Below are 9,673 nucleotides of genomic sequence, written 5' to 3' on the forward strand. Positions count from 1 at the left end.
GCTGTCCGATCCCTCTATTGCCGTCGCAGGAGCATGATAAAGAGGCGGGCTGCACGGCGACAGCCTTAGGCACAGGGAAGTAACCGAGCGGCGCTGTTGGAAAGCGCTGAGCCAGTTCGTTAACCAGCAAAAGGCCAGACCGGCGGCCAGTCGGTTGCGGACCACTGCTGAGGGTGTGTGTCGCGCGTTGCCCTAAAGAGGCCGCCTGCTAGGGGGGCCGATCACGACGATGCCCTGAACTGCCGGGGCGTCACCTAGGGGAGGGGGAGTCACCCCGTTGGGTTCGGCGGCGCCAACTGGGGTCAGCGCCATAGCGGAGATTTTCACGATTGTCGCGTCCATCGGACGCACGGACATCTTGCTAGGGCGAACGTCAAGCGCCAGTGAACGCGCTCGGGTCGACCCGTGCGCGAGGGCTACCCAACTTGGATGGCGGCAAGCGCGTCTTTGGTTGAGAGAGGGCAGCCATAGTGCCACCCTTGGCCAATAGCCTCTGGAGCAATCCGGTAGAGCAGCAAATCTTGCGCCTCTGATTCGACGCCTTCTGCGATGACATCCAGCCCAAGCTCACGTGCGATGCGATACATCCCTGGCAAAACGGGCCGCAGGGGGGAGTCCTCGTTGATAGCGGCCACGAACATGCGATCGATCTTGATTCCTCGAAACGGCGATTGGGCGAGGCGGGAGAAGTTGGCGCTGCCGGTCCCGAAGTCGTCGATCAAGAACCGGTATCCCAGAACTGAGAGGGCCTGCATGTTGCTCTTTGCGGCAGCGGACACGAGTTCTTCCCGCTCGGTGATCTCGATGCGAATTTGCTCTGGCAACACGCCAAAATCGTTGGTGACGCTGCCGATGTAGCGAACGACGCACTCTTGGGCCATGTCCACGGGCTCGGCATTGATGCTTACGTAGAGGTTCCTATGCTCCCTCAGCGCGGGGGCGAGATCATTCATGGCACGGGCCAGCACGTATCGAAAAAGATCAGGACTCAGGCCGAATCGGTGGGCGATGGGCACGAAGATGGCCGGCGGGATTTCATCGTCTCCCGGCGGGCGCCAGCGGCTGAGCGCTTCAAATCCCACGAGCTCCCGCGTGCCAATTCGACGCAGTGGCTGGTAGGCCAGTTCGATCTCGCTGCGCTTCAGTGCAAGCACCAACCGTTGCTGGATGGTTTGCCGAGCCGTGATTTGGTGTTTGATCAGCAAGAACGCGAGCAAAAGCCCTACCGAGGCACCCGCTGACAGGATGGTGGTGAGCAACGCCGAGGGCAGTTCGGACACCACGTGCGTAGGGCTGGTAACGAACGCGCAAACGTCGGCCACCCGGCTGCAATGTTGAGCTTGGACGAGAGACGGGGTGCCGACGCGGCTGGTCGGGGACAAGGTGCGGAATGTAAACGATCGGTCCTTCGTTTCGATGCTGATGGAGCTGCTGCGCGCAGGGTCCAAGCTCTCGAAGGCAGACGGGGAGGACACGGTGAATGTGTCGCCTTGGGCGATCAGATTGGACCCGGTGTAGGGGGAGCCAACGAGATCCGATGCGTGCCAAAGCCGGACAGCGCCGCTGGAGAAGCGTGGGGCGGGGAGGGTGTAGGGGCGCGAGCGCCCCCAGAGAGCGCTGCAGACAAGGCGTCCGTCTCGGATGCGACCGATGTCGTTCATGTAGCTGGAGCGGAACGCGATCTCTTTCAGTGAGTCAATGTCGGTGGCGGAGCAAGGCGGCTGTCCAATGCGAGAGGCTTGTTCGGCCGCGACGCGCCTTGCAAGGGATAAAGCCTCCGAGCGCGTCACCGCGGCTTCCGCCACTGCCTCCGCCCCTTCCTTGTCACGCACGTAGAGGATGGCTTGGGCGACCGCGAGCATCGCCAAGACGCACGCCGCCGTGGCTCCTATTACGGTCAAGACGTAGCGAAGCCGATTTTCTCGAACGCTCAAAGCAACCCCCGATCTGAAACGCGCCATCGCTTCGCTTGGCTTCTCGCCTCATTTACCTTGTTACAGGTTTATCGGCAAGCTTTCCATGAACTTCAGCCCCAGCTCCACTGGCTTGCAAGCCTTGATCGAACAACCATGCATCTGCGTCTGAACTGTACAGCAGCAGGCCGTGAGCCCGGCGATCGCCAGCATGGCCACCCAGGACCTGCTGGTGGCAGCGCAGCTCCAGGCTCGATACCTCAACGCCAGCATGGGGCGGACCGTCGCCGGCGGACGGTTGCTATTGGGCTTTTTGAAGCCTGGCCAGGCGGTGGTCAAAGACTTGGGCCCGATTTAGCCCTGCCAATTTGGTCACTCGGACCGTTCAACGCAATGCCCCAGTCGAGCGCCGGCTGACGGGCAAGTGCAGCCGCGCCTGCAGCGTGATTGGGCTTTTCTCCCAATTTTTAGCTTTAGTCAAAATAACCCCCTTGTGGGTTTCGCGTGCCGGTGTATCCCAAACGTATGGCGTTCGCGATGCGTGCGTCTGACACCGACCAACGAAACGAAAGGGGGGAAGATGTTCATTGGATTCAGACTGACGACGCGGCTTGTCGTCAACGCCGTGGTTGTCCTGGTGCTGGCGCGATTGCTGTTTATGGGCATGGACGGCTTGGACCGGTTTTCCGACACGTGGAACCGCACCTTTGGGGCGAGCATGCCCAACGCCAGCGGGTTGCGCGGCGCCGTCAACGGCGCACGCCAGGTTGTCCCGTCTGGGTTGGACGAGTATGCGCGCCAGGCCGAACGGGACGCGGCCCAAAGCACCTCGCTGATGGACGTGTTTGCCAGCGTGTTCGGACGCGTGAAAAACGAGGAGGTCATGTTGCCCTCCACCATCAATTCCGCTGGAGGGGAGGGCTCGATCTATGACCGCTATGACCATTGATTTTGAGTGGCTGTCCATCCTCTCCGGGTGGTCCTTGCTCAACGACAGCGCGGCGCTGCTGCGCACCCCCGGCCAACGCTGGGCGGGCTTGGAGGGATTGCTCATCGGCTACGGCCTCATCGCTGGACAGTGGTTCGTCCTGGCCACCATGGCAGGGGCGCTGGCATGACCACCGTGGGCGCGGTGTTGGCCGCCGTCCTGGCTGCAGCGTTCCTGGCCACCGTGTTGGGCCTGGCTGGCATCTTCTGGGTCAATGCACGGCACGCCAGCGGGGCGCTTCGTGTGCGTTACCGCTTGCGTGCCCAAATCCTGGCTGGGCTAGTGCTGGCGTGGGTGCTCACCCTGGCGAGGCTGTCCACGTGAGCCGGCCACCTTACGTGCAGATGGCCGTTCGCGTGCCACAGGAGCTGAAAGACCTGTTGGAGCAGGTGGCTGACCGGGAGGGAATGCACGTCAGCGAACTCGTTCGCGTGCTGCTGTCACAATCGTTGACGGACAACAGGTGGAGAGCGCAGGCCATACGCCTTAAAGAGCCGAAACCCCCTCATTCCGGATTTCCTTGAGCTTCGACGTGACGGTCTGGGCAATAGCCTTCAGTTCGATCACAAGAGCAGTTCCGTTTGCCTGTGCCAAGTGATCGGCTAGGTATCGTCGTTCCTCACCCACGAAGACCATGTATTCCTGAAAAGGTGGCCAGCACATGACCACGGCGTCTGTGGTGGCACTGCCTTCGCTGAAAAGCGCACGCATTTCTTCGTTCGAAACGATGGAGTTGGCCTGATCAAAGCTCAGTCCCATGTCCACCAGCTGTTTTGCCAAACGCATGAGGCAGAGGTCTGTGAATCCAAAGCGCTTCCAAGAGGCGCGAACCGCACTCTGGTCTGGGGCAGGCGAATCCTTCGAAACCAATGGGGGCATCAGTCCACTTTTACCCAGCAGTCCTCGCTTTAGGTAGCTCCGAAGTCCCTCATATCCAATGCCTATGATTGCCGCTGCGCGCGACGTGGTGACTGTTGTCTGCATGGCCTCATCTCGGAAAATGGTCTTAACGGGACCGATTTTGAGGTTTGTAAAAATCGGTGTCAATAGGACCGATTATTGCGCTGTTGGCCGTTGACACCCAAGGACGTCGCAGAATTCGCCGCTTCAGCGCCGCCATGAGAGCTAGCTGCGGCGTGGAGACGTGGCTTCCGCTTTAAGCAGCGGCCCTAACGCGATGGGATGCTCAAGCTACCCGTGCCTCCGGCCGATTGGTATAACGATCCACCACCCAAGGAAAGGACGGTCATGAGCGAAGAAGCAAGCACAACACCGCTTGAGGAAATGAGCTGGGAGGAAAAGCTTGAGGAACTTTTTCGAAACGGGGTGCAGTTGTCGCGGCTTGGGCTGAACCTTAGGTCGGACGACGTTCAGCGCTATGGGCACGTGTGGGTGGAGGCAACCGAGATTGCACTTCTTTCCGATAACTTCATTCGCGCCATGGTGACTGCACTGGAGGGCAGACGAGATGCTCCAGAGCTCGCTAGGGCGCTTTATGCAGAGGTAGACGCTGTTATCGCGTTGCAGCGCCATGCTCTCAGAGCTGTTGGCTCCTCTCCGCCTAGCGAGACTAACCGCAGGAAAGAATGGATTCGCCGGTGGATTGGGCCAGGGAAGCGAGCGGGCGACGCCACGCACTCAATTTCTGGAAGCTTCCGTGAGGCTTTGGGTGACCTGTTGCCAGATTGGGCAAAGGGCACTCTGAAGGTCGGCGAGGAACTCTGGGAAATCTACGGTAAGAAGTAAAGGGCAGTCGTCCAACAGCCCTGATCGACCCCTGGCGGGGACAGGACTACGACTTGGTTTCCCGTTCCGAAAGCTCTAAAGATTCCGCGTAGGTTCTCACCCGCGCCAGCAATTCACGCTGGCGTTCGGGTGGGAGCCGGGAGACCACCAAGATCACTTCCGCCAGCACGTCGGACGCGGCGTGGAAATAGGCCACTGGCAGTCCCAGTTCTTCGGCCAAGCGTTCCATGGTTGCTTCGTCGGGCATGCGCTCCCCTCTCTCATAGCGAGAAATGCGCGGTGCCGCAGAGTTCTGGTCTTCCAATCCCAAAACCGCCCCGAGATCCGCCTGGCTCAGCCCTCGGGCCAGGCGAGCCTCACGGAGGCGGCGGCCGTAGGTAGTGGACACAGGAAGCGGGGCTGGCATCGGTCGAAGCTGAACGCATGGATCGGCCCGCCAGTGTGATGCTTCCAAGCATCGCTTGCATTTGCCAAAATGGCAAATAGGAACGTGCATCCGACAGGGGTAGGAGCATGAAGAAGATGCTGTGCGTAGCGGGGGCTGTTGCAATCTTTTGGTGCACCGCTGAGCAGGCCCGGGCCGAATCGGATCTGCTTCGCCAGATCGGCCGAGCCATCCAAGGCACGCCCAAGGTGGTCAGTGATAGGGCAAGGAGCCCTTACGTCGAGCCGACCGGGACCTACTGGGACCTGGATCAGGACGTCTTGGAAGGGGCTCAGCACCTGCGGGCCGGGGTGACGGCTGTGGGTGGTGGCGGCGTGGACACTTGCGACATGCAGCTGCTCGCCATGGCCCATTCGTCCTATCGCATCGACGCCGACAAGCGCCAATGGTGCCTGAGGCAATGGTGGCTGATGGACACGAAGGCCCAGGGCGCCAACGGCATCTCAGGCGATGATCCGGCTGCCATCGAGCGCCGTTATGGCCCGGCTTTCGACGCGCGCCTGCAGCGCTTCAAGGCCATCCGACGGTTTGCCGTTCGTCCCACGTTCCAAGCCCTGGGCGATGTCGCCTATCGGGCCGACCGTGGCGTGCTGGAAGGATTCATCCCGATGTCTCAGGTGTCCGCGGCGGGACAAAGCGTCACCGGCAAGGGCTTTGTGCCGTGGGTTCACCGCACCTCCACGGGGGTGTCCAGCCCACCCAACGCCGGCCGCTTCCACCTGCTCATCCGAGTGGGCGCCCAAGAGGCCGCCAACTTGGCGCGACAAGGTCGCAGCTACCGAGACGATCTGGTGGTGTTCTCCGTCAACCGGGTCTGGGTGGAGGGCACGGTGCCGAAGATGGACGTGACGATAGAGAGGGTTCGGCTCGGATACCGCGACGAAACCATCGACGTTGATTTAACCCATACGCAAGGAGCACCGGCATGAAAGCAACCCACGTTTCCCTCGCCCTGATCACCGCAGGCTTGGCCGCCTGCAGCAGCAAGGCGGATTTGCCCACCATCGAACAAGTCGCCCACGCTTACGAGGCGCATGCCAACGCCAACCTTTCCAGCGAAATGGGCCAACGAATCGAGGTTTGGGGTTGGAAAGACCTCACCGCGGATTGCACCTCCAGTGGTCCCCAGCGGGCCACGTGCGTGACCGGTGGAACGCTGGACGTGGTCGGGTTCCAGGGCGGGCAGCAGTTGAAGCCCGATCCCGTTCCCGTGCCGTCGGCTTACGACTTCATCTTTGAGAAGCAACCCACAGGCTGGGTGCCGGTCGGAGCCCAGAAGAAGGGCTGACCTTGCCAAGGCGCGGAATCGCGCTATGCATTGAGGGAACACCACTTCAAGGAGGTCCCATGTCTTACAACGCTCACCACACCCCCGGCGGTCACATGCAGTGGGGCTTGCTGGCACCGGGCACCGTCATCCTCGGTGGTGCAGGCCTGCTGTTTCTTGCCGGAGCCCAAGAGATCGGCGAGAACATGGGCTACGGCTGGGAGGCCGGCCTGGCGGCCGCTGGTGGGGCAGCCGTGCTGCTCTTGCTGCTCCTGCTCTACGTGTTGAACTGGCGCGCGGCCCGCGTGCGCGCGGCAAGGGCCTGCGGGCTCCCGGTTTCGCCGCGCAAAGGTGGCTTTGGAAAGGGCGCCCTGGTGGGCTTGCTCTTCGTCGTTGCCCTGCAGCTGGTCAGCGTTGCCGTGGGCCTGCTCTACCCGGGCCTGGAAGAGGGCGAGCGAAACTTCTTCACCTCCGTGCCCCCGATGGCTCTGACGGCGCTCATGCCCGTGGCGCTGATCGTGGGTGGCATCGCAGGCAAGCTCTGGCGCTCCACCAGCCTGTAAGATCAGTCCATGTCCTTTGGGGCCCCCGCGAGGGGGCCTTTTTTTTTTCAAAGAACAAAGCCCAGAGCCACCGCCGGTCGCTTCGCGCCGGCTTCTGTAAAAGCGGTGGTGGGAAAAGAGCAGATGACGCCTTCGGCGCGAGAAGTGATGTTAGGAATAACTGCGGCCTTAGCTCCGCAGTTTTTGCTTTTAGTCAAGATTTTGTCCACCGAAACCGTGGACAAATTTTTATGGTGATCTACCTTGGATACATGGGAAGGCAATCGTGCCAACCGACAAACAAGGATCTCGCCATGAACCACGCGATGCTCATCACAAACGACACCATCACCATCAAGGAAGCTCACGAAGCTGCGCATGCCGCTGCCAGCACTTTGTTTGACCAGTTGTCTGGGTATACCTTTTCGACCGGCGCGGCGGGCTATCTCTATCCCGCGTTCCAGCCTTCCGTTGAAGACGCGCTGCTGGCTTTCCTGCTGAACCGCAATTCGGCAGAGCTGGGATGCGAAGACGACGAGCTGTTGGCTGACCAAACCGTCTCCGTCAACGTGGAGCGCCAAGAGGACGGGCAGCTCCTTTATGAGGTGGTGTTCGACATGGAAGGGTCGGATTACGGCACCAATTGCAAGGTCAAGGACCTGGCGACGCTGGACGAATGGTTCGATGAAGAATGGATCGGCGTGGAGTGCGCGGAGTAAGGCGTGCTGACAAAAACTGATCGCGTAAGAACAATTCATGTCCTTTGAGGCCCCGCGAGGGGCCTTTTTTGTGCAAAAAACCAACCGCCGGTCGCTTCGCGCAGGTTTCTGGAAAGCGGCGATGGAAGAAGCGCGGATGACGCCTTCGGCGCGAGAAGTGATGTTAGGAATAACTGCGGCCTTAGTTCCGCAGTTTTTGCTTTTAGTCAAAGTTTTGTCCACTCAAGCAGTGGACAAAATCATGGGGCGATCTACCTTGAGTTTGTGGATAGGCAATCGCGCCTTCCGGGAACCATCAAGGAAATCGACATGAAAATTCATCACCTCGTCAGCGACGGCAACCAAGCGGTCGCCATCACGCAATCGGCTTCGAGTGGCGGTGGCTACGCGCACCCGGTGAAGCTCTCCGCCATTCGCTTCAACGTGAAAGACGCCGAAGCGGTGCTCCAAGAACTCAACAAGTCTGGCCATCGTCATGAGAAGACGTTCGAAGTGATCGAGCGTTGGGACGCCGATGCTCGCAACCAAGGACCAAAGTCGAAGTTCGGTCGAACCCTTGCCGCCCTTGTGGATGAAGCGGGGGATCACCTGGAGGGGCAGGTGATCTACGAAGCCAAAGGCATGGAAGAGGGCACCGTGCGTGCGATCAACGCCGCAGCGAAGCAAGCCAGGCTTTCGCAGGTCCTTCCTGCTGCAGGCGGCCCGAGCATGGTCATCGGTGGGCAGGTCTGGAACCCACGGCAAGAGGCGCACAGCGAAGCTCCGGCGGCTGTCCTGGAAGCTCCTCGTCAGCGCGTGCGTCTGTAACCGCCGATCACCCACCAGCAAAAATCAGGAGATTCGACATGAACGTTCAAATTGCGGAAGCCATGAACAAAGCCAAAGACGACGCGGACCGCTACGGAATCCTTGCAGGGTTCGCCTCCTGCAACCGGGCCCTGCTTGAGAAGGGGGCCGCGCAAGAACTGGTGGACGCCCTGTATTTCGCCGGCGCTGCGATCAACCGTTGGCGTGCCATCGCGGTGGTCCGAGAGGCGGCCGCCAAGCCGTTGGACGCGGCGTCCTAAGCCGGAGCGCGACGTGCTTCAACCTGTCCCTTCCCCAAAACTTGTCACCCTTCCGTCCTCCCGGGGCTACTCCCGTGATTTGGAGCGCTTGCAGGCGGCCGCCGCGCGCGCGCAGGTCACCCGAAACGAAGCCGTGCGCCAAGTGCTCGCCATGTATGCCGCCCACCCTTACGCACTGAGCAAGCGTCGGCTGGGTGGGGAGAGGGACGTGCGCCTGGCCTACCTTCCGCTGCAGCGCAGCGTCTTGGAGGCGGTGGAGCAGGGCGCGGTGAACGCGGGGATTTCCACCGCAGAAGCGGTGCGCCAGATCATCCGAGACTACGTCCAAGGAGATCTCCTCGGGAACCAGGTTCGGGGCAGCCGCCATGGCTGACCACCGCCCACCACTGCCAGGAACTCCGAGCGCCGAGCTGATTCACGCGTGCGTCGAAGGAAGCCTTTTCGGCGTTCTACAGGCGCTGCGGCAGGGCGCCAACCCCAACGCGTGGCGCCTCAACGAAGGTCCTGCGCTCCATTCCGCACTTCCCTGGCCCCGCATCGTCGAAGCCCTCCTGCAAGCTGGTGCGCACCCTCAAGAGAGGAACCACTGGTGCGAGCGCCCGCTCGAAAAGCTGGCGGCGGACTACCAGTTGAGCGACGACGCCGACGAGCGCAATCGTCTTGAGCAGACGGCTTTGCTGCTGCTGCGGCTGGGTGGCAACCCTCACCGGGGCAGCCCATTTTGGAACACGCCATCGCTGAAGACGGCGATGCCGCACGTGGTGGCCACGGTGGAAGCCGAACAACGCGCGGTCCACCTGGAGCAGGCATGGGCAGCCCGGGGAAGTGTCAGTGCAAAGCGGGCAAGGCTGTAGAGCCAACGGCGCAACGCCGCCACCGGCCGCTGCGCGCCGGACTCTGTAGAAGCGTCGGTGGAAAAGAGCAGGTGACGCCTTCGGCGAGAGAAGTGATGTTAGGAATAACTGCGGCCTTAGCTCCGCAGTTTT

General features: G+C 61.2%; 17 protein-coding genes. 14 read left to right on the forward strand and 3 right to left on the reverse strand.

Features of this window, described 5'->3' with window-relative positions; genetic code table 11:
* Positions 1–416 precede the first annotated feature (416 nt).
* Complete coding sequence (locus tag ACZK0Z_RS08785) at positions 417–1,862, reverse strand: EAL domain-containing protein (protein WP_478449658.1); 1,446 nt, start codon at positions 1,860–1,862, stop codon at positions 417–419.
* A gap of 241 nt (positions 1,863–2,103) precedes the next feature.
* Here ACZK0Z_RS08785 and ACZK0Z_RS08790 point away from each other — a divergent pair, with 241 nt between their 5' ends.
* From ACZK0Z_RS08790 to ACZK0Z_RS08805, 4 genes are all read left to right on the forward strand, one after another.
* Complete coding sequence (locus ACZK0Z_RS08790; protein WP_153643641.1) at positions 2,104–2,271, forward strand: hypothetical protein; 168 nt, start codon at positions 2,104–2,106, stop codon at positions 2,269–2,271.
* 222 nt (positions 2,272–2,493) lie between these two features.
* The gene (locus ACZK0Z_RS08795) at positions 2,494–2,862 is read left to right on the forward strand and encodes a hypothetical protein (RefSeq protein WP_046272124.1); all 369 of its coding nucleotides are present in this window, start codon (positions 2,494–2,496) and stop codon (positions 2,860–2,862) included.
* Complete coding sequence (locus tag ACZK0Z_RS08800) at positions 2,852–3,031, forward strand: hypothetical protein (RefSeq protein ID WP_046272123.1); 180 nt, start codon at positions 2,852–2,854, stop codon at positions 3,029–3,031. Before ACZK0Z_RS08795 ends, ACZK0Z_RS08800 begins: the two co-directional genes overlap by 11 nt.
* Positions 3,028–3,225 carry a hypothetical protein gene (locus ACZK0Z_RS08805; RefSeq protein WP_046272122.1) on the forward strand — a complete coding sequence of 66 codons (198 nt, stop codon included), beginning with the start codon at positions 3,028–3,030 and terminating at the stop codon, positions 3,223–3,225. Before ACZK0Z_RS08800 ends, ACZK0Z_RS08805 begins: the two co-directional genes overlap by 4 nt.
* 162 nt (positions 3,226–3,387) lie before the next feature.
* Here ACZK0Z_RS08805 and ACZK0Z_RS08810 read toward each other — a convergent pair whose 3' ends face one another.
* Entirely contained in the window at positions 3,388–3,885 is a 498-nt protein-coding gene (locus tag ACZK0Z_RS08810; protein ID WP_141098879.1) for a hypothetical protein, read from the reverse strand.
* A 264-nt stretch (positions 3,886–4,149) separates the two neighbouring features.
* On the opposite strand from ACZK0Z_RS08810, the gene ACZK0Z_RS08815 reads away from it, so the two are divergent.
* Positions 4,150–4,647, forward strand: a complete 498-nt coding sequence (locus tag ACZK0Z_RS08815; protein WP_046272120.1) for a hypothetical protein — start codon at positions 4,150–4,152, stop codon at positions 4,645–4,647.
* A 46-nt stretch (positions 4,648–4,693) separates the two neighbouring features.
* On the opposite strand, the gene ACZK0Z_RS08820 is transcribed toward ACZK0Z_RS08815, so the two are convergent.
* On the reverse strand, positions 4,694–5,143 hold the full coding sequence (locus tag ACZK0Z_RS08820) for a helix-turn-helix domain-containing protein (protein ID WP_306803804.1): 450 nt from the start codon (positions 5,141–5,143) through the stop codon (positions 4,694–4,696).
* Positions 5,144–5,160: 17 nt separating this feature from the next.
* Here ACZK0Z_RS08820 and ACZK0Z_RS08825 point away from each other — a divergent pair, with 17 nt between their 5' ends.
* From ACZK0Z_RS08825 to ACZK0Z_RS08865, 9 genes are all read left to right on the forward strand, one after another.
* Positions 5,161–6,021: a hypothetical protein gene (locus tag ACZK0Z_RS08825; RefSeq protein WP_046272118.1), complete on the forward strand. Its 861-nt coding sequence runs from the start codon at positions 5,161–5,163 to the stop codon at positions 6,019–6,021.
* A complete protein-coding gene (locus ACZK0Z_RS08830) occupies positions 6,018–6,380 on the forward strand; it encodes a hypothetical protein (protein WP_046272117.1) in 363 nt (120 codons plus the stop codon). Before ACZK0Z_RS08825 ends, ACZK0Z_RS08830 begins: the two co-directional genes overlap by 4 nt.
* A gap of 59 nt (positions 6,381–6,439) precedes the next feature.
* Entirely contained in the window at positions 6,440–6,922 is a 483-nt protein-coding gene (locus ACZK0Z_RS08835; protein ID WP_049400428.1) for a hypothetical protein, read from the forward strand.
* A gap of 293 nt (positions 6,923–7,215) precedes the next feature.
* On the forward strand, positions 7,216–7,620 hold the full coding sequence (locus tag ACZK0Z_RS08840; protein ID WP_088475618.1) for a hypothetical protein: 405 nt from the start codon (positions 7,216–7,218) through the stop codon (positions 7,618–7,620).
* A gap of 37 nt (positions 7,621–7,657) precedes the next feature.
* Positions 7,658–7,933 carry a hypothetical protein gene (locus tag ACZK0Z_RS08845; RefSeq protein ID WP_141098915.1) on the forward strand — a complete coding sequence of 92 codons (276 nt, stop codon included), beginning with the start codon at positions 7,658–7,660 and terminating at the stop codon, positions 7,931–7,933.
* A complete protein-coding gene (locus ACZK0Z_RS08850; protein ID WP_049400425.1) occupies positions 7,930–8,427 on the forward strand; it encodes a hypothetical protein in 498 nt (165 codons plus the stop codon). The genes ACZK0Z_RS08845 and ACZK0Z_RS08850 overlap by 4 nt, the downstream gene beginning before the upstream one ends.
* 38 nt (positions 8,428–8,465) lie before the next feature.
* Positions 8,466–8,687, forward strand: coding sequence for a hypothetical protein (locus ACZK0Z_RS08855; RefSeq protein ID WP_024956690.1), 222 nt, complete (start codon positions 8,466–8,468; stop codon positions 8,685–8,687).
* Between the two features lie 13 nt (positions 8,688–8,700).
* The gene (locus tag ACZK0Z_RS08860; RefSeq protein WP_152906877.1) at positions 8,701–9,060 is read left to right on the forward strand and encodes a hypothetical protein; all 360 of its coding nucleotides are present in this window, start codon (positions 8,701–8,703) and stop codon (positions 9,058–9,060) included.
* Entirely contained in the window at positions 9,053–9,541 is a 489-nt protein-coding gene (locus tag ACZK0Z_RS08865) for a hypothetical protein (protein WP_049400423.1), read from the forward strand. The genes ACZK0Z_RS08860 and ACZK0Z_RS08865 overlap by 8 nt, the downstream gene beginning before the upstream one ends.
* Positions 9,542–9,673: the final 132 nt, after the last annotated feature.

The organism is Stenotrophomonas sp. 116085_Sma (assembly GCF_056479585.1).